Annotated in this window: 14 protein-coding genes; 9 read left to right on the top strand and 5 right to left on the bottom strand. The window is 66.9% G+C overall.

The genetic code is table 11. From position 1 onward, the window contains the following. Positions 1-19: 19 nt before the first annotated feature. On the bottom strand, positions 20-967 hold the full coding sequence (locus ACMAUO_RS07270) for a DMT family transporter (protein ID WP_420356247.1): 948 nt from the start codon (positions 965-967) through the stop codon (positions 20-22). A gap of 174 nt (positions 968-1141) precedes the next feature. Beyond that, on the bottom strand, positions 1142-3547 hold the full coding sequence (locus ACMAUO_RS07265) for a penicillin acylase family protein (RefSeq protein WP_420356246.1): 2406 nt from the start codon (positions 3545-3547) through the stop codon (positions 1142-1144). Positions 3548-3978: 431 nt separating this feature from the next. On the opposite strand from ACMAUO_RS07265, the gene ACMAUO_RS07260 reads away from it, so the two are divergent. The 4 genes from ACMAUO_RS07260 to ACMAUO_RS07245 all read left to right on the top strand — a co-directional run bounded on the left by ACMAUO_RS07260 (position 3979) and on the right by ACMAUO_RS07245 (position 9284). Further along, the gene (locus ACMAUO_RS07260; RefSeq protein ID WP_420356245.1) at positions 3979-6654 is read left to right on the top strand and encodes a TonB-dependent receptor plug domain-containing protein; all 2676 of its coding nucleotides are present in this window, start codon (positions 3979-3981) and stop codon (positions 6652-6654) included. Positions 6655-6868: 214 nt separating this feature from the next. Continuing rightward, on the top strand, positions 6869-8470 hold the full coding sequence (locus tag ACMAUO_RS07255; protein ID WP_420356244.1) for a flavin monoamine oxidase family protein: 1602 nt from the start codon (positions 6869-6871) through the stop codon (positions 8468-8470). Next, on the top strand, positions 8470-8886 hold the full coding sequence (locus ACMAUO_RS07250) for a c-type cytochrome (RefSeq protein ID WP_420356243.1): 417 nt from the start codon (positions 8470-8472) through the stop codon (positions 8884-8886). Before ACMAUO_RS07255 ends, ACMAUO_RS07250 begins: the two co-directional genes overlap by 1 nt. A 71-nt stretch (positions 8887-8957) precedes the next feature. Continuing rightward, positions 8958-9284 carry a YnfA family protein gene (locus ACMAUO_RS07245; RefSeq protein WP_420356242.1) on the top strand — a complete coding sequence of 109 codons (327 nt, stop codon included), beginning with the start codon at positions 8958-8960 and terminating at the stop codon, positions 9282-9284. Positions 9285-9511: 227 nt separating this feature from the next. Here ACMAUO_RS07245 and ACMAUO_RS07240 read toward each other — a convergent pair whose 3' ends face one another. Beyond that, positions 9512-10681 (bottom strand): AI-2E family transporter, encoded by a 1170-nt coding sequence (locus tag ACMAUO_RS07240; protein ID WP_420356241.1) that lies wholly within the window; start codon positions 10679-10681, stop codon positions 9512-9514. A gap of 365 nt (positions 10682-11046) precedes the next feature. Between ACMAUO_RS07240 and ACMAUO_RS07235 the strand changes: the two genes are divergently transcribed. Next, positions 11047-11274: a hypothetical protein gene (locus ACMAUO_RS07235; protein WP_420356240.1), complete on the top strand. Its 228-nt coding sequence runs from the start codon at positions 11047-11049 to the stop codon at positions 11272-11274. 162 nt (positions 11275-11436) lie between these two features. Here the strand turns inward: ACMAUO_RS07235 and ACMAUO_RS07230 are convergent, their stop codons facing one another. Next, positions 11437-12540: a glycerophosphodiester phosphodiesterase gene (locus tag ACMAUO_RS07230; RefSeq protein WP_420356239.1), complete on the bottom strand. Its 1104-nt coding sequence runs from the start codon at positions 12538-12540 to the stop codon at positions 11437-11439. Positions 12541-12774: 234 nt separating this feature from the next. On the opposite strand from ACMAUO_RS07230, the gene ACMAUO_RS07225 reads away from it, so the two are divergent. The 4 genes from ACMAUO_RS07225 to ACMAUO_RS07210 all read left to right on the top strand — a co-directional run bounded on the left by ACMAUO_RS07225 (position 12775) and on the right by ACMAUO_RS07210 (position 18305). Then, positions 12775-13302, top strand: coding sequence for a MarR family winged helix-turn-helix transcriptional regulator (locus ACMAUO_RS07225; RefSeq protein WP_420356238.1), 528 nt, complete (start codon positions 12775-12777; stop codon positions 13300-13302). Between the two features lie 2 nt (positions 13303-13304). After that, positions 13305-15509: an FUSC family protein gene (locus ACMAUO_RS07220; RefSeq protein WP_420357231.1), complete on the top strand. Its 2205-nt coding sequence runs from the start codon at positions 13305-13307 to the stop codon at positions 15507-15509. 170 nt (positions 15510-15679) lie between these two features. After that, positions 15680-16591 (top strand): HlyD family secretion protein, encoded by a 912-nt coding sequence (locus ACMAUO_RS07215; RefSeq protein ID WP_420356237.1) that lies wholly within the window; start codon positions 15680-15682, stop codon positions 16589-16591. Between the two features lie 196 nt (positions 16592-16787). Beyond that, positions 16788-18305, top strand: coding sequence for an efflux transporter outer membrane subunit (locus ACMAUO_RS07210; protein WP_420356236.1), 1518 nt, complete (start codon positions 16788-16790; stop codon positions 18303-18305). Between the two features lie 18 nt (positions 18306-18323). Here the strand turns inward: ACMAUO_RS07210 and aqpZ are convergent, their stop codons facing one another. Beyond that, a complete protein-coding gene (gene aqpZ, locus ACMAUO_RS07205; RefSeq protein ID WP_420356235.1) occupies positions 18324-19016 on the bottom strand; it encodes an aquaporin Z in 693 nt (230 codons plus the stop codon). Positions 19017-19411 lie beyond the last annotated feature (395 nt).

Below are 19411 nucleotides of genomic sequence, written 5' to 3'. Positions count from 1 at the left end.
CTTTGACTTCCGTTGGGGGTTATCGGGGGGCTTGGGGCTGCTGGTTGCCCGTGGGCCTGCGGTGTTCCCAGCGGGCCAGATGGCCTTCGATGACCAGGCTTTCGTAGCGGATGCGCTGGCGGATCCAGTTCAGCAGGCCGGAGAGGGTGAGGACGATGATGCCCACGAAGGTCCAGCCATCCAGCGACTGGTGGAAGAGCAGGTAGCTGAACGCCACCGCCCAGACCATCTGGCTGTATTGCGGCAGGGCGACGCGGTTGGCCGGGGCGCGGGCGGTGGCCAGCATCATCAGCAGTTGGCCGAGCGCGGCCAGGAAGCCGTAGCCGAACAGGTAGATCCAGGCCTCGGCCGTGGCGGGCCATGTGGCGTTCAGCCCCATCAGCAGGCCGTCGCCCACCAGGGGGCCGACGAGGCTGGAGCCCAGGAGCGACAGGCGGACCGTCTCGGCGCTGGAGAGGCGGTAGGCGATGACGCTGCCGGCATTGGCGAAGGCGGCGAGCAGGGCGCAGAGATGCCCCAGATTGAGGGGGCGCATGCCGGGGCGCAGCACGATCAGCACGCCGAGGAAGCCGAGGATGACGGCCAGCCAGGCCCAGGCGGTGACCTTTTCCTTCAGCAGCGTCACCGACAGGATGGTGACGAAGAGCGGCATCAGGAACATCAGCGCGAGGGCTTCGGGCATCGACAGCAGCATGAACGCCTTGACGCTGGCGGCCGTCGCCACGAAGACGCACACCGCCCGCAGCACCCAGGTGGCGCGCAGGCGGGGCCGGAAGACGTCGAGATAGGATTCGTGCGGCTTGCGGACGAAGGGCAGCAGCAGCAGGCCGAAGACGCCGCTGGAGAACGCGACCTCGAACGGGTTGAGCGATCCGGCCAGCAATTTGGAAAACGCATCGCTGATCGAGAACAGGGCATAGCCGGTGAAGGCCAGGGTCATGCCGGAGAAGAGTGCCTTGAAACCCATCGCGATGTGCCCCCCTCATTGCCTGCCGTTACCTTGGCAGCAAGTGGAAGCGGGGCCAATGCCGGGAGGGCGGAGCTGGCATCCGGGTGTAGGTTTGCAAGCCGTGTTCCGGGAGCCTGCCGGGGAATGTGGGCTGGTGAGCGAGAGCGGCCAGACCGCATTTGCGGTCAGGCTCTATGGCGAGAGTGTGAGGGTCCATTGGGTGGTGCCCGGCAGCAGCGGACGGGGCGCGCCGGTGACCCAGGCATGCTGGCCCGCGCCGTAATAGGGGGTCTGGGGGTTGGCGGCCTGGCCCATCGGCATTTCGAACAGGGCCGTGTCTTCATGGCCCGGGCTGACCACCAGCCGTTCCGAGGCGCCGAAGCCCGGTACCGCGACGCGCGGGACGATGGTGTCGCCGGCTTCGGGCAGGTCGGGCGGGTCGGTCATATGGCCCAGCAGCGGCACCGCGCGGGCCAGCGGGTGGTGGATGCCGACATGATTGGCCGCCCCCCAGCGGAACGCGGCCACGCCGCCGGCGGCGCGGACCTCGGCCGCCAGCGCGTCGAGGATGGCGTTGTCCATCGCGGCCCAGTCGCGCTGGCCGGGTGGGAGGAGGCCGGGGGGATGGTCGGTGAGCAGGCGCTGGACCGCCCAGGCGGCGCGGGGCGGCATGCGTGGCGTGGCCTCGGGCAGGCCGGGCAGGGCGTGGGCGTAGGCGCCGAAGACGATCGACAGCGCGTGGGCGCGATATTGCCGCACCAGCCGGTAGCCGATCGATTCCGGCCGGGCATGTTCGCCCCATGAGGCGACATAGGGGGCCATGGCGGCGAGGTCGGCCCGGCCGGGGCGGGCGGCGATGGCGGCGGTGAGCAGCGCCTGCCAGGTGCGCAGGACGGTGGCGTGGTCGTCGGTCTGGATGGCCAGCAGGTCGGATTCGGCGAAATGGTCGCGTGCATACAGGTCGTCGCGGATGCGGCCGGCGCGCAGGCCGTCGGCATACCCGCCGTCGCCCAGGGTGGTCAGCGCCGGGCCGCCGACGACGCGGCCGTTGGCGCTCCAGAGACGGCCGCCGGGTGGGTCCAGGATTTCGGGGATGTCGGACGGGGCCAGCATGCCGTCCCAGCGATGGGTGCCGTCGGCCCAGGAATGGGGCAGCCGGTCGTCCAGCCCGACGCGGCGGGGGACCTGGCCGATGACGGTCCAGCCGATATGGCCGTCGCGGTCGCCGGCCAGCAGGTTTTCCTGCGGCAGGCCGGTACGATGTGCGGCGTCCAGCGCCGCGCGGACGCTGCTGGCGGATTCCAGCGCGCGGATGCCGCGATAATCGACGGCGCCCGCGTCTTCGGCGCTCCAGTGCCAGACGAATGGATGGCCCTCGGCGTCCTGCCCGTTGACCGGGCCCCAGATCGTGGTGCGGATTGCCATCGGATGGCAGGTTTCGTGCGCGGCGCAGAGGGTTTCCCGCGCGGTGCCGAATGGCTTCGGGCCGTCGGGGGTGCGGTAGTGGGCGGGATCGTCGGGCGGGATGTCCAGCGCGATCAGGTCGCCGGATTCGATATAGCCGTCGGTGAAGGCCCAGGCGACGTGGGTGTTGGTGCCGACGATCTGGTAGGGCTCGCCCGGCAGGGTGATGCCGGTCAGCTCCAGCACCGGGGGTTGGGTGTCGTCGGGGCGCAGGATCTGGCGGGCGCGGTACCAGATGTTCGGCACCATCAGGCCCAGATGCATGTCGTCGGCCACCATGGCGCTGCCGGTGGCCGTCAGGCGGCCGGCGACCGCGAAATTGTTCGATCCGCGTTCCGGTGCCGGGAGCGCGGCCGGTGTGGTCGGGGCAGCGGCGGGCGGACGGGCGGGCAGGGTGGCGGGCATGGCGGGTGGCGAGGCGGTTGAGCCGTCGACCGGGGCATCCAGCGGTGTCAGTTCGGGATCGAGGAAGGCCGTCATCTCCGGCCCCCACCTGTCGCGCAGGGCGGCGCGCAGGCGTTGGCCGGCGCCGTCGGGCTCCTGAAGGTCGAAATACATCGCATAGACGACCAGCAGCGAATCCTCGTCGCGCCACGGGGTGGGGGCGACGCGCAGGAGGGTGTATTCGAACGGCGCGTGGTGCAGGGCCGCCCGGCCGGCATTGACGCCCGCCGTGTAGGCCGCCAGCAGGGCGCGGTCGGCCGGGTCCTGCCGGGCCAGCAGCGCCTGGGCCAGGGCGCGGAAACGGTGCAGGCGGTGCGTGCGGTCCAGATCCAGCGCGGCGGGGCCGACCAGTTCCGCCAGTTCGCCCGCGCCCAGGCGGCGCAGCAGGTCCATCTGGAAAAATCGTTCCTGGCCATGGAGAAACCCCATGGCGCGGGCCAGGTCGGGGCGGGTGCGGGCCGTCAGTGTCGGGACGCCTTCGCCGTCGCGGGTGATCGTGACGGGGGCATCCAGGCCGGGCAGGGCGAGCGTGCCGTCCAGCGTCGGCCGGCTGGCGTGCAGCACCCATGTGCCGTAGCCGGCGACCGCGCCCGCCGCCACGGCGCCCATGCAGGTCGCGGCCGCCGCGATCAGCAGGGCCAGGCGTGCCCGGCGACGTGGAAGGGCGGGCGCGCTGGGGGTGGTGGTCATGAGGGGGCTCCGGTTTGCAGCCAGTAAACCGGAGCCATGGGGAGGCGGCAATCCGGCACCGTGCCAGACCCCGCCGTGCGCGGGGATTTAATGTGTGTAGAGAAATGGTCTTATATATTTTTTGAATGGAATGATTCGGGCGGGGAATGGAGCCGGTATACCGAAAGATGCCGGCGAGCGGGTGGACCGGGAGCGGGTTTCGGGCGGATTCGTGGGGGTGTTTCCTGCGGGTGTGTTTAAAAAATCATAAAATAACCGTTAAATTCCAATTCGTTGAATGGAATTTGCGTCGGCGTGGATGGGGTTGTGATAAAAATGTCATACATTCCGAATTCGTTATGGAGGGGTGTGATTCGGTATTGAACTGAGGCCGGTTTCCGTCGCTTGATGAGGCGGTAAAGTAACGACGTTCGCGGGAGCACGTTAAGTCTATGACCCTGAGGCGAAGCCTTATCGCGGCCACGATTTTAGCCATTCAGTTCGACGTCGCCGCTGCGGTGGCGCAAACTGCCCCGACGTCTGGTACGTCGACGACCAGCCATCGCCAGGCGGCGAAGGCCAAGAAGGGCGTGAGTGCTTCTGCCCGTTCCACGCCGAAGGCGGCGGTGGCTCCGGCGGTTGCGGCTCCGGCCGCGCGGGTCGTGCCGGTTGCCGAGCCCGTCTATCACGCGCCGCCGTCCGATCCGGGCGAAGCCGTGATCGTGACCGGCACCCGTGACACCAACCGCCATGCGCGCCAGAGCACCGCGCCGGTGTCGGTCGTGACGGCGGCGACCCTGACCCGCTCGGGCCAGATGAACCTGTCGGACGCGCTGACCAAGACCTATGCCTCGATCAACGTCGTCGCCATGGCCGCGGACTCCGCGGCGCTGACGCAGTCGATCCAGATGCGTGGCCTGGGCCCGAACGAAGTGCTGGTGCTGGTCGACGGCAAGCGCCGCCATTCGACCGCGAACATCGTCGCGGATTCCGGCCCGCAGTTCGGCTCGACCGGCGCGGATCTGAATACGCTGCCCTCGAACATGATCGACCATATCGAAGTGCTGGAAGACGGCGCGGCGGCCCAGTACGGGTCGGACGCGATCGCTGGCGTGGTCAACATCATCACCAAGAAGCAGGATCACGGCTACAACCTGAGCGCCACGACCGGTGCGAACGCCTATAGCGGCCAGGCGTGGCAGTACCAGGTGAATGGCGATGCCGGCTTCAAGTGGGGTGACAATGGCTTCCTGCATCTGAGCGGGCAGGTCTATCACACCGACTTCTTCGTCGCGCCGGCGTCCGACCATCGTGTGATGCCGCTGAGTGCCGCGCCGGAAGGGGCCTATACGGGCGCCAACTATACCGGTCCGCTGAATGTTCCGACCGATTCCAACCGCATCATGGGCCGCCCCGAGGAAACCCGTGAGAATTTCGGGATGGAGTGGGGCAAGGACATCATCGGTGACCGCCTGCAGTTCTACGGCAACCTGACCTATGCGCATCGTCATGGCGAGGCGTACGAGAACTATCGTATTCCGACCCGTGCGCCCTCGATGTATCCCGCCGGCTTCTCGCCCCGCGAGACGAACGAGGAAAATGACTACGCCGTCACGATGGGCCTGAAGGGCAGCCATCTGTTCGGCGACTGGGACTGGGACGCGAGCTCGACCTACGGTGCCGACGGCACGAAGATCGGCAACAAGAACACCGCCAATACCGGCATGCTGGCATCGACCTGCTCGACCAACCCGAGCAGCGACTATTATTCGACCGATGGGTGCGGCTGGTCGCCGAGCTCGACGCTGGCGGAAACGTACCGCATGGCGCAATGGACGAATAATCTGGATATCCGCCACCACTTCAACATCGGCAACGTCGTTCCCATGACGCTGGCGTTCGGTGGCGAGCACCGGATGGAGACCTACCAGATCCAGGCGGGCAATCCGAACTCCTACGAGCTGGGCGGCACGCAGGGCTATGCCGGCCTTGGCCCGCAGAGCGCCGGCAACTGGAACCGCAACATCTTCGCCGCCTATATCGACGGTGACTTCCATCTGACCAAGCACTGGGACCTGGATTTCGCCGGCCGGTTCGAGCACTACACCGACGTGGGCAACACCCAGAACGGAAAGGTTTCGACCCGCTACGATTTCTCTCGTCGGGTTGCGATCCGCGGCACGATCAGCACCGGCTTCCGTGCGCCGACGCTGGCCGAGCAGCATTACAGCGCGATGAATGTCGGCCCCTCCAGCGCCTCGGGCATGCTGGCGGTGGATTCGGCGGCGGCCCGTGCGCTGGGCGCCCAGCCGCTGAAGCCCGAGCAGTCGGTCAGCGCGTCGGGCGGTATCGTTCTTGAGCCCGTCGACGGGTTCCATGTCGAGGCTGACGTCTATCAGATCAACCTGCGCAACCGGATTGTCGGTGGTGGTTCCGTCAATGGCGACGCGGCCGTCCAGGCGATCCAGGCGATGGGCTATACGCTGGCAGGTCCCGCGCTGGAAGATACGACGCAGGACAGCGCCTATTACCTGACCAACGGTGCCAGCACCCGCACGCAGGGCCTGGACATCAAGGCGGACTACCGGTTCCATCTGCATCAGTATGGCAATCTGGACCTGAGCATGGCGCTGGACCTGAACCGGACGCGCCTGCATCATAACGGCACCTCCCCGAACGGGACGCCGATCCTGAATGCGCAGAATATCGGTTACATCACCACGGCGTATCCGCGCAGCAAGATCATCCTGAATGCCTACTACAAGGTGGGCAGGCTGGACGTGAACGTTCGCCAGACCCGCTATGGCCAGACGACCGACATGATGTCGTATCAGGATTGGTCGAACGTCAACACGACCTGCCCCCTGGATGGCCAGTCGATCCAGTATTCGAATTCCTGCTTCAAGGAGTTCAAGAATACGCCGCGCTGGCTGACGGATATCGAAATCGGGTATCAGTTTACCGATCACCTGCACTTCGCCGTCGGCGCCAACAACGTCTTCAATGTGCGGCCGCGCCGGGTCTCGCAGGACGTCAACTCCTACGGTGCCCAGGTCTACGACCAGTTCTCGCTACAGGTGCCGATCACCGGTGGCTACTACTATGGCCGTCTGAACGCTACGTTCTGACGCATGCGGCATGGCTACCGGGAGCGATCCCGGTAGCCATTCTCTTTTGGGAATTCATGCCGCGTATGCGGCATTTTTTGTTTCAGCATGATTGGAAATATGGACCGGTGACCGGGCGTGCCGCGATGGGCGGCAGCCGGTCGCCCGGCACGGGAGACGCGCGCGCGATGCGCGGCCGGTGCGCTTTTTCCATCAGGCGCGAAGAGGATGATCGATGACCGGAGAGTCCGGCTTTCAGGCGCAGACGCGCCGTCAGCTTCTGACGAAAATCGGGGTTCTGGCCGGAAGTGCCGGGCTCTATCAGGCGATGACCAGCATGGGTCATGCGATGGGCACCGACTTCAAGGGGCCGCCGAAATTGTCCGGTGCCAAGCCGGGGACCCGGGTGGTGGTGCTGGGGGCCGGGCTGGCGGGGTTGCTGGCGGCGTATGAATTGCGGCAGGCCGGCTATCACGTGCGGCTGCTCGAATTCCAGAACCGGGCGGGCGGCCGCAATATCTCGCTGCGTGGTGGCGACAGCGTGACGGAACTGGGGGGCGCGACGCAGAAGGTTGGTTTTGCGCCCGGTAATTATATCAATCCGGGACCGTGGCGGATTCCGTATCATCATCAGGGGCTGCTGTATTATTGCCGCAAGTTCGGCGTGGCGCTGGAGCCGTTCATTCAGCTCAACCACAATGTGTGGCTGCATTCCTCGCAGGCTTATGGCGGCAAGCGCCTGCGCTACCGGGAATTCGCGGCGGATTTCTCGGGCTATACGGCCGAGTTGCTGGCCAAGGCGATCAACCAGCATCGGCTGGATGATATCGTCACACCCGAGGAGCGCGCGCATGTGCTCTCGTCCATCGGGACCTGGGCCAATCTGGATGATGACGGCGTGTGGCGTGCCGGGGCGCGGTCGGCGCAGCATCGGGGGTATGACAAGGCACGCGGGGCCGGTGTGGATGGGGCGCCGACCTTCTCGACCCCGGCGCCGCGTTCGGACGTGATGGGGTCTGGCCTTGCGCAGTGGCTGGCCTTTCCCGAACAGCTCGACATGCAGACGACGATGTTCCAGCCGGTCGGCGGGATGGACAATATCGGCAAGGGGTTCGCGCGGCAGGTCCTGGATCTGATCACGCTGGGCTGCATGGTCACGGCCATCCATCAGGACGAGCATGGCGTGAAGATCCTGTATGACGATGTGGCCCATGGCGGGGCGTCGCGGGTGGAAGAGGCGGATTATTGCGTCTGCACGATTCCGCTGCCGGTTCTCTCGCAGCTTGATGTGCAGGTCAGCGACCGGATGAAGGCGGCGATCGCGGCGGTGCCTTATGCGTCGTCGGTGAAGCTGGGCATGGAATTCAAGCGGCGCTTCTGGGAGGAAGACGACCAGATCTATGGCGGGATCAGCTTTACCGACCAGCCGATCGGCCAGATCGCCTATCCCAGTCACGGTATTTTCTCGCAGGGGCCGGGGGTTCTGCTGGGCGGCTATATGTTCGGGCCGGCGGCGATGGATTTCACGACCATGACGCCCGCGCAGCGGATCGAGGAGGGGCTGCGGCAGGGGCTGGCGCTGCATCCCAACTACCGCAGCGAATTCCGCAACGGCGTGGCGGTGGCGTGGAGCCGCATGCCCTGGACCCTGGGCTGCTGTTCCATGTGGTCGGAGCAGGCGCGCAAGATGCATTACAAGACGCTGGTGGCGATGGAGAACCGGCTGGTGCTGGCCGGCGAGCATGCATCTTATGTCGGCTGCTGGCAGGAGGGGGCGATCCTGTCGTCTCTCGCGGCGGTGGAGCAGGTGCACAAGCGGGCGCAGGGAGTGGGCTGATGCGGGGCGTCTCTTTTTCCTTCCTGCTTCTGGCGGGGATGGTGCTGGCCGGTGCCTCGGCCCGGGCCGATACGGCGGGCGGGGTGCCGAGCACCATGACCCGGCTGGATAATGGCGATCTGGTCTATCACCATATCTGCGCCGCCTGTCACATGGCCGACGGCAAGGGGGCGCGGGGTGCCGGGGCGAAATATCCGGCGCTGGCCGGGGACCAGAAACTGGCGATTGCGGCCTATCCGACCATGATGGTTCTGAACGGCCATGGCGGCATGCCGTGGTTCGCGGGCATTCTGACCGACAGGCAGATCGCGGATGTGGTGACGTATATCCGCGGTCATCTCGGCAATCACTGGACGGACCCTGTGACGCCTGAGCAGGTACAGCAGATGCGCCAGCCGATCACGCTGGAAGAATAGCGGTGGAAACCCGGCGGCGTGCGCCGGGTCGCCCTCTACCGAAGGGCGGCTTTGGCTGTTAGGGTCGCCGGATGCAATCGATTATCATCTATATCGGCGCGGCCATGGCGGAGATCGCCGGGTGCTTCGCGTTCTGGGCGTGGCTGCGGATGGGGAAATCGCCGGCCTGGCTGGTGCCCGGTTGTGCCTCACTGGTGCTGTTCGCGTGGTTGCTGACGCGGGTCGACAGTTCGGAAGCCGGGCGGGCTTATGCGGCCTATGGCGGGATTTATATTCTCTCGGCGCTGCTATGGCTGTGGCTGGCCGAGGGGGTGCGGCCGGATCGGTGGGATCTGATCGGGGCGGCGTTGTGTCTGTGCGGGGCGGGGGTGATCCTGTTTTCTCCGCACCGGGTGTAAAGGCTGTTTGATAAAGTCACCCTGCTGGCGATCCGACGGGCATCGTCTGCGCTTCAGCGCTTCAGCGCTTACGCTCGGCGGGTCGGGCCTGATCTTCTTTTGTCTTACGAAAAAGAAGCAAAAAGACTTTTGATCTGTTCAGGAGCGTCGCGTGTCCCAAACGAAAAACTCCTGAACGAATCAAAGTTTTTTGGTTCTTTTTTTCAAAAAAGAACAGAAACGCCTGCTCACTCTTCGCGAATATTCAGCATACGGATGGCCACGACCCCGTGTGGGGCAGGGCGGGCGCCGCGGCTGGAGCCGAGGCGCCAGAGCAGGTGGGCGACCGCCATCACGGCCGGGCCGATGAACAGGCCAGGGAGGCCGCAGCTTTCCAGCCCGCCCAGGATGCCGAGCAGCACCCACATGAAGGGCAGCCTGATGGAGCCGCCGATCAGGACGGGGCGGATGAAATGGTCGGCCAGGAACAGCACCACCGCGCCGAACAGGCCGACGCCGATGGCGGCCGCCAGGCTGCTGCCCTTGATCAGGATGGCCAGGACGCACAGGGCCAGCGCGAAGCCGCCCACCATCGGGATCATGCACGCCAGCGCCGTGAACATGCCCAGCAGCAGCGGCTGGGGTGCGCCCGCGAGCACATAGGAAAGGCCGATCAGGAGGCCTTCGCCGAGCCCGACCAGCACGAGGCCGGCGAGCGCGCCGCGCACGGCGCCCACGACCTGGCGCTGGACCATGCCGCCCCGCGCGCCCAGCAGGCGCCAGATCAGCAGGTCGATGCGGGTGACGAGCGGTGTGCCGGCCCGCAGGAAGAAGAAGAGGATGAGCAGGGCGAAGCCCATGATGACCAGACCGTCGGCGACGCCATGGCCCAGATGCTCCACCGTGCCGAGGGCATGTTCGGGCCTGAGGCGGTCCATCAGGTCGTGCACGCTGTCTGGTGTGGCCAGATTGGCCTGCCACCAGTGCTGGGCCTGCGCCCGGCCCCATGGCAGGCGGTCGAGCCAGGCGGGGGCGGGGATACCCTGTTCGGTGGCCTGTCTGACCCATTGCGCGCCTTCCCGGGCTTCGCCGGCGGCGGCGGAGATCAGCACGGCGGTCGGGATGATGAAGACCAGCGCGATGCCGAGGACGATGGCGGCCGGCAGCAGGGAGGCGGCGTGGGGGAAGGACCATTTCCGCCGCAGCCCTGTCAGCAGCGGCCAGCAGACGATCGCGAGCACGCCGCCCCAGAACAGCGCGGAACGGAAACGCCCGAGGACGAACAGGGCCAGTGCGACCACCGCCAGCGCGAGCGCGCCCTGGGCCCAGCTTTGCAGTTTTGTGCGCGGCTGGCAGGGGAGCGTGGGGGCAGGGTGCGGCGTGGCGGGTGAGGGGCGTGAAGGCGGGGATGGGGGCATGCGGGCTCGATTCAGGGGCTGTGTCAAAGACTTGCGGGCGTGTGGTGTGCAGAGTGATAACGGGACCGGGCGGGCGGCGTTGCAGGATGACAGTCGGGCGCCCGCCGTTGCCCCGGTGATGGGCGGCACGGCCTGTGACAATGACCCTGTGACACTTGGCCCTGTGACACTGGCCCTGTGACAATGGCATTGTCTGGCCGGGTTTGGTGAATGATTCGTTGTCGGTATGAAATTTGCTCGCCGCGCAGGGCAGCCATACGGTCTTTCGAGGGAACTTGCCCTTAAAATGCCGCACCACTCTTCCTATGTTTGAAAGCCAAGCCGTTCCGGCCTGTTGTCGGGGCACCTTGAGCAGGAGGATCGTGATGTCGGTTTCGTCCGTCGAGGGGAAAGCAGGGTTCGCTTCGGCCAAATGGTCCGATGGGGTCGAACTGACACCGGCACAGATTCATGCGGCCCATCGCAAGGCGATGCGTCAGGCGGGCGGGCGCCTCCGCAGTCGGGCGGGCCGGGTGGAAGAGCCGGACGCCATGGCGCGGCCGGGTGCGCCTTCACCGGACAAGTCCGGGAAGAAGACACCGGGCCGGGCGTAAGCCTGACCTGAAATGTGGGCTGGCGAGCGAGAGCGGCCCGGAACGGGCCGCGCCCAGCGTGTGTTTCCGAGCATCGGAGCGGAGCGGGCTTAATGCCCGTGAGCACCGAAGCGCAGAAAATGCGCGTCGGATCGCCGGCAGGATGACTTTGCAAACAGCTTCTTAATCTTTCAGCGCGCGGCGACCCAGTGCCGGGTCGTCGGTGAAGAAGCCATCCAGCCCCATATCCAGATAGCGGCGGATTTCGGCGATCGCGCCTTCGGGGTTGCGGGCGTCGTCTCCGGCGCCGTTGCGGAGCTGGCGGGGCAGGAAGCGGTTTTCCGGGCGGCAGGTGTAGGAATGGACCAGCAGGCCGGCGCGGTGGGCGTCGTCGATCAGGGTGGTCGGGGCCTGCCAGGCGCCTGAGGCGTCACGCGGGATCAGGCCGGTGTTCGACGGGCCGATGGCGTCGGCGTAGGCGCGGATCTGGCGCAGGCCGTCCGGCGTCATGAGGTCGCCGAAGGTGGTGCGGTCGCCGGACGCCGCGAGGTCGGGCACGCGCTCGCTCCGTTCGCCCATCAGGAACATCAGGCGGGCCTGCGGGTTGATCGCCTGTACGCGCCCATGCAGCATCTTCAGGTTCGTGGTCTCGAACGACTGGACCTCCAGCGGGGCGTAGCGGGTGTACTCGTGCGCCGCGATCACGCGCAGGAAGGTTTCCTCCGGCGTGTGGCCCAGGGCGTGGAAATGGGTCGAGTTCTTGATCTCGGGGATCAGGCCGATCACCCGGCCGCGCGCGGCGGATTCGGCGGCGACGAAATCGATCACCTCCTCGAAGGTCGGGATGTCGAAATGCCCGTCATAGCGGGTGTTGTGCGGACGGGTGGCGGGCAGGCGCTCGCGGGCGCGCAGGGTCTTGAGTTCCGCCAGGGTGAAATCGGTGGTGAACCAGCCGGTCTCGGCCGCGCCGTCGATCGTCAGCGTGCGGCGGCGGGCGGCGAATTCGGGCCGGCTCGCGACGTCGGTGGTGCCGGCGATGTTGCTCTCATGCCGGGCGACCAGCACGCCGTCGCGGGTGGGCACCAGGTCTGGCTCGATATAATCCGCGCCGTCGGCGATGGCCTTGGCATAGGACGCCAGCGTGTGTTCCGGCCGCAGGGCGGAGGCGCCGCGATGGGCGAAGACCAGCGGCCGGGGCGCGAGCGATGATGCCGCCCGGGCGCGTGGCGCGGCGGCCAGGATCGCGGTGGCTGCCGTCAGGGGGAAGATATCTCGGCGTGTGAGCACGGAAGGGACCTCGGGATTCGGCGCGATCGGACGGGCGGTATAGTGGGCGCAAGGCTTGCGGATGCTCAAGGTCGGCCGGTTGCCGGCAACGGGGGATGGGGCCATTCGGCCTGTGAATATTTGAAGACGGCGCGAGAGGCGGTGCCATGCCGTGGCGCGTCCGGGGCTGGACACGCGGTTGCCATGCAATTAATGGTCATGGCAATTATTATGATGACAACCTAAAACAGCAGCATGACCGAAAGTAACAGGCCGCAGGCGACGGGCCTGCGCGCGCTCCTGAATATCGACGAGGCCCCGTTTCCCGGCATGTCCGTGACCTTTCGCGTCATGCGGCTGGGGGCGGTGTGGCGCACGCGGCTGGAGCGGGAACTGAAGCCGACCGGGATGACCGTCGCCGGCTTCCGGCCCATGGTCTATCTGATGATGATGCCCGAGGGCACCTCGCAGCGGGAACTGGCGGCGGCGCTGGATACCGATACCTCGGCGCTGGTGCGGGTGCTGGACCTGCTGGAGACGGCGGGCCTGGTGGAACGCCGGCCGGATTCCGTCGACCGGCGGGCCAACAACCTGTTCATCACGCCCGAGGGGCGGCGCAAATGCCGCGAATTCCATGAGATCGCGGCGCGGGTGGAGGCCGAACTGACGGAGGGCCTGCCCGCCGGGGAGATCGCGGAGCTGGTGGGGCGGCTGGAGCATATCCTGGACAATGCCGGGCGCCCCCCGGCCGCCGACCTGCCCGACGGCGGCGAGGCGGCGTGACGATGTCCATCCCCGCGCGCATCCTGCCGGCCTTTCTGGTCGATGATGCGCGTTGGCGCGAGATGCGCGGGCGGGCGGCCTTCTGCCTGCGGGCCTTTGCCGCGATCGGGCTGGCCCTCTCCTGCTCGTTCTTCTTTCAGCTCGAATCCCCGATGTCCTCGGTGACGACGGTGATGATCGTGGCCAATCCCACGGTGGGCGCGCTGATGGCCAAGAGCATGTGGCGCGTGATCGGCACGCTGCTGGGGGCCACCATCGCCGTCGCGCTGATGGCGGTCGTGGCGCAGTCGCCGGTACTCTACACGATGATGCTGGCGGTGGTGGTGGCCTTCGCCTGCCTGGTCGCGACCTTCCTGCGGCTGTTCCGTGCCTATGCCGCCGTGCTGACGGGCTATACGATCGTGATCGTGGCCGGGCCCTCCTATGCCGATCCCGACGGGATCTTCCTCAGCGCCATGGCGCGGCTGTCGGCGGTGACGGTCGGGATCGTCGCGACGGCGGTGGTGTTCATGGTCACGTCGGTGCGCCGGCCCGACCGGGTGATGGCGCAGGTGGGGCAGATGGTGCGCGACGTGATCGCCTATGCCATGGACTTCCATCGCTTTCAGTTCGCGGGTGGCCGGTCGCCGGATGCCTCGGCCGAGGAGGCGGTGGTGCTGGGCGGGTTCCGCACCCTGCCGCTGCCGTTGAACGACAGGCGGGGCACGCTGCTGGCGCGGATCGGCGGCCTGATGTCGTCGGTGGAATATGCGGCGGCCGACACATATGAAATCTCGCGCCGGGTGAATGCGCTGCGCGTGGGGCTGAGCGGGCTGGCGGGGGTGGTCGCGACCTATCATCCGCTGTGGCACGACCTGGAGAACGACGTGGCCCCGATGCGGCGCCTGCATGAGCGCGTGGCGTCGCTGATGGCCGAGATCCTGGACCTGACGGCGGGGGCGGACTGGATCGAGACGCCGGAGCCGGTGCTGGCCGCGCTCGGCACGGCGCTGGAGGACCTGGCGGCGGCCGAGCGGGCCGAGCAGGACATCGCGCTGCTGTCGGCGATCGACAATATGCGCGACGTGCTGGTGCAGCTCGACGCCGTGATCCGGATGGTGGTGGCGCCTTCCCTGTCGCGCCGGGTGCGGCTGCGCTGGTTCCTGGACTGGCCGACCGCCCTGCGCAACGGCGCGCGCGGCGGGCTGATCGCGCTGCTGGCCGGGCTGCTGTGGTATGTGCTGCACTGGAGCGCCGGGCCGATGCTGATGCTGTATGTCGTCGCGGCATCCAGCCTGGTGGCGACGACGCCTTCGGCCTCGCGCTCCAGCGTGATGATGGCGGCGGGCACCACGCTGTCGGTGCCGGCGGGGATTGCCTGCCACATGCTGGCGCTGCCGCGCATCGACGGGTTTCCGCTGCTGTGGTTTTCGCTGTGCGTGTTTCTCGCGCCGGGGATCTGGTTGCAGTTCAGCCCGCGCTACGGGATCGGGGCGTTCGGTTATGGCGTGTTCTTTGCCGCGATGCTCGATGTGTCCAATCCCATCCATTACGACGACATCGCGCTGACCAATACGTGGATGGCCTTTCTGGCCGCCGCCGCGCTGCTGGTGCTGGGCTTCCGCGTGATCCTGCCGCCGGACGACCGGCTGGATGCGGGGCGGCTGGTGGGCTCGCTGTCGCGGGCATTGCGGCGGCTGGCGCTGGTGCTGCCGGTCGCGCCCGAGAACTGGGTGGTGTGGGAAGGATTGCAGATCCAGAAGATCTGGCGACTGGCGATGCGGCTCTCGGTGGGCGTGGGGCCGGACGAGCGGCAGGCCTATACCGATGCCGCGCTGGGGGCGGTGTCCCTGGGGCGGCTGGTGGTGCGGGCGCGGCGGATCGCGGCATTGCCCGCGCTGGACGTGGCGGATGCCGAGGCGATGCGCGCGGCCGTGCGCGGCTTCGACGATCTGATGCGGGACCCCGAGGCGACGGCGCGGGGGCTGGTGGAGGCGGCGCAGGCGATCCTGGGCCGGGCTGTTACCGGCGAGGCGGGGTTGCAGGCGCGGCGCGGGGCCGCGTGCCTGCAGCAGGCGGCCTATATCCTGCGGGCGGTGCCCGGCTTTTTCCATCGTCATGGCCCGCTGCAACTGTCGCCGGAGATGCCGGACGCGCATCGCCCGCTCGGTGCGTCGGTGCCGGTCTACACACCCTTGCTGGGACGGGTGCGACGCCATGCCGGGTGATGTGCGATTGTCCGCCGTCGGTCGGAATGTGGGCCGCCCGGATGCCGGCATTGCGCGGGCGCCTGTTTGTGCTGCCCTGTTTTTTGTTGTTCGCACCGGCCGCGCTTTGCGGTCCGTGCCTGTCCATCCGGTCGTTCTGATGGGCCGGTCATGAAAGATCCGAGAGTCTGATGCCTCTTTTCCGCACCCTGGTCCGCGTGGTTCTGACCCTGAGCGTCGTTGTGGTGGCGATCGTTCTGGGGGTGACCCTGTGGGATACCTATATGATCGCCCCGTGGACGCGCGACGGGCGCGTGCGCGTGTATGTGGTGAGCGTGGCACCTGAAGTTCCGGGCACGGTGGTGCAGGTTCCGGTGGTGGACAACCAGTTCGTGCACAAGGGCGAGCCGCTGTTCGTGCTGGACCCGGTGCGCTTCCGCCTGGCGATCCGCGAGGCGCAGGCGCGGCTGGATGGAGCGGAAGAAGACCTGAAGCTGAAGCGCAACGATGCGAAGCGCCGCATGGGGCTGGGCGGCATCGTGTCGGCCGAAGAACAGGAAGTGTTCAACTCGAACGTGGCAACGCAGGTGGCGGCGGTGGACGCGGCGCGGGCGGCGCTGGACCTCGCGAAGCTGAACCTGCAACGCTCGGTGCTGTATTCGCCGGTCAACGGCTACGTGACCAACCTGAACCTGCGGGTAGGTGACTACCTGCCGGCGGGCCAGGCGCGGATGGCGGTGATCGACGCCGATTCCTACTGGGTGAACGGGTATTTCGAGGAAACCAAGATGTGGGGCGTGCATGTCGGCGACGTGGCCCGGGTCAAGCTGATGGGCTACAAGCAGATCATCCCCGGCCATGTCGTCTCGATCGCGCGCGGCATCAACGACCAGAACGGCAATCCGGACCGGCTGGGGCTGCAGGACGTCAACCCGATCTTCACCTGGGTGCGTCTGGCGCAGCGTATTCCGGTGCGCATCCATCTGGACCATGTGCCCGAGAGCGTGACGCTGGCGGCGGGCATGACCTGCACGGTGACCGTCGGCCCGGAAGCACGCAGCCAGAGGGGGCATCTGACCACATGGCTCCAGGACCACCTGTGACCGCGTCTGCCGGTAGACGCGGTCTGGTGGCGATCCGACGCGCGTCCGCTGTGCTCCGGTGCTCACGGTCGTCAAGGCCGCTCCGCTCCGGTGCTCGCGGACCCACGCCGGGCGCTGCACTGCGTGCAGCTCTCGCTCACCAGTCCACGTCTGCAAGCAGACGATTATCCGTTTATATTCAGGTCTGTTCGCAATCATGATCATGACGACGAAAAGCCGGCGGGCCGGACTGGTTCTGACCTCGCTGGTCGTGCTGGCGGGATGCACGGTCGGTCCGCGCTACCAGCCGGACCGGATGAAAGTGCCCGAGCACTTCACCGAGGACGAGCATCCGGCGACCGATGCCGAGATCGCGCGCACCAATGCCGAGCTGAAGGATTGGTGGCACCGCTTCGGCGATGCGGAACTGGACCGGCTGGTGGATCGCGCGATCGGCGGCAATTACGATCTGCAGATCGCCGGCCAGCGTATTCTCGCCGAGCGGGCGCTGCGCGACAGCCAGGCTTCGGCCTGGTATCCGCAGGTCGATGCCAACACCACCAACGGTGACGCGCGGTATTCGATCAACGTGGATAACTGGCCGATCAGGCCGGGGAATCCGATCAACCGGCCGGGTGCGTCGTATCTGTCCTACGGGGTGAGCGCGAGCTGGCAGATCGATGTGTTCGGCCGTATCCGCCGCAGCGTGGAAGCGCAGGAACGCGCGGTCGAGGAGACGGTCGAGGACCGGCGCGCGGTGCTGATGACCATGCTCTCGGCGCTGGTCAGCGACTATATGGTGCTGCGCGATACCCAGTTACGGCTGGAGATCTCGAACCGCAACATCAGCGTGGCGCAGGAAGCCTATGATCTGACGCAGCGGCTGTATCTGGAAGGCGTGGGCAACACGTTGCAGATCGCGCAGGCGAAGGCGGAGCTGGACAGCCAGCTTGCGGCGCGCGAGCCGTTGCGCACGCATATCGCCCAGATCACGCATGCCATCGACGTGCTGATGGGGCAGATGCCCGGCACGACGGAAGCCGAACTGAAGATCGCCCGGCCGCTGCCCAAGGTGCCGGATTTCCCGGCGACCATGCCCTCGATCGTGCTGGCCAACCGGCCGGACATCCGCCGCGCCGAACGTGCCTACGCCGAAGCCACGGCGCGGATCGGGGTCGCGGTGGCGCAGATGTATCCGAATTTCAGCATTCCGCTGAACTTCAACCCGAATGCGTCGGCGATGTACCAGCTCTTCCAGGCGGGGGCGCTGAGCTGGCAGTTCTTCATGCTCGCCTCGCTGCCGCTGGCCCATGGCGGCAAGCTGACGGCGCAGGTGCGCGGCATGCAGGCGGCGGCGGAAGCCAGCCGTCTGAGCTATCGCCAGACGGTGCTGACGGCGTTCCGCGAGGTCGAGGACGCGATGGCGGCCTGGCATGACGACGTGGAACATACCGAATTGCTGCACAAGGCCGCCGAGGACAGCCGGCTGGCCAGCGACCGGGCGCGCAAGCTCTACAGCGCCGGCCTGGTCGGCTTCCTCGACGTGCTGACGACCGAGCGTACGGCACTGGCGGCGGAGAATGCCGAAGCTACGGCGCGGCTGGAGCGGCTGCAGGACGCGGTCAATCTCTACACCGCCATGGGCGCGGGCTGGCAGGGCGTGGCCGTTACCGCCACCGCGCTGCCCGTCTCGCTGGAAAAGCAGAACATTCTCGCCCGCGCCTTCAAGGAGTAGGACTGGATCGGTCTTCCGTCATGATTCCGCTGTTGCGATCAGGGTTTTCCAGATAAAGGCGCCGAGCAGGGCGCCGATGAGCGGGGCTGCCCAGAACAGCCAGAGCTGGCTCAGCGCCGCCGTCTGCGCGAAGAATGCGACCGCCGTGGAACGGGCCGGATTGACCGAGGTGTTCGTGACGGGGATCGAGACGAGATGGATCAGGGTCAGGGCGAGCCCGATCGGGAGCGGCCCGAACCCGGCCGGCGCGGTGCGGGAGGTTGCGCCCAGAATGACGACCAGGAACCCCGCCGTCAGGATCGTCTCGATCAGGAATCCGGAGAGAAGCCCGTAATGTCCGGGGGAGAGGGCACCGTAGCCGTTGGAGGCGAAGCCACCGGCCACGAAATCCGGCTTGCCGGAGGCGATGAGGTATAACAGGCTGGCCGCCAGCAGACCGCCGAGGATCTGGGCGGCCCAATAGGGACCGAGCGCGTTCCACGGCAGGCGGCCGGCGGCGGCGGCGCCGAGCGAGACGGCCGGATTGAAATGGCCGCCGGAAATGCCGCCGACGGCAAAGGCCATGGTGAGGACGGTGAGGCCGAAGGCGAGTGCGACGCCCGCGAAACCGATCCCGAGTTGCGGGAAGGCCGCATCGAGGACGGCTGCGCCGCAGCCGCCGAAGACGAGCCAGAATGTGCCGAAGAATTCTGCGCCGAGTTTTTTTATCATTTTTCGAGCGTCCTTCGTCTGCGGCGTGCGCTCGCCGCGCGCGACCCGGTGTCGCAGACGAAATTATCGCTTCATCGGGCGCGGAAAGGGCGTGAAATCATCCGGATATTACCGTCATCTTCCAGAGGCGGCATTGCCGGGAGGCGGTTTCCCCTTGGCCCAGCCTGCCGCCAGTGAGGCTTTTTCAGCTTCTTGGAGCCTGTCTGGACATGTGCGCTGGTGAGCGAGAACAGCCCGGAACGGGCCGCGCCCGTCGTGTGTTTTTGAGCATTGGAGCGGAGCGGCCTTGCTGGCCGTGAGCACCGACGCGCAGGAAACGCGCGTCGGATCGCCGCCAGTGAGGCTTTTCAGCTTCTTGGAGCCTGTCTGGACATGTGCGCTGGTGAGCGAGAGCG

It is taken from the genome of Gluconacetobacter brunescens, assembly GCF_048695475.1.
Taxonomy (GTDB): domain Bacteria; phylum Pseudomonadota; class Alphaproteobacteria; order Acetobacterales; family Acetobacteraceae; genus Gluconacetobacter.
This window is presented reverse-complemented; position numbering and strand designations above follow the sequence as displayed.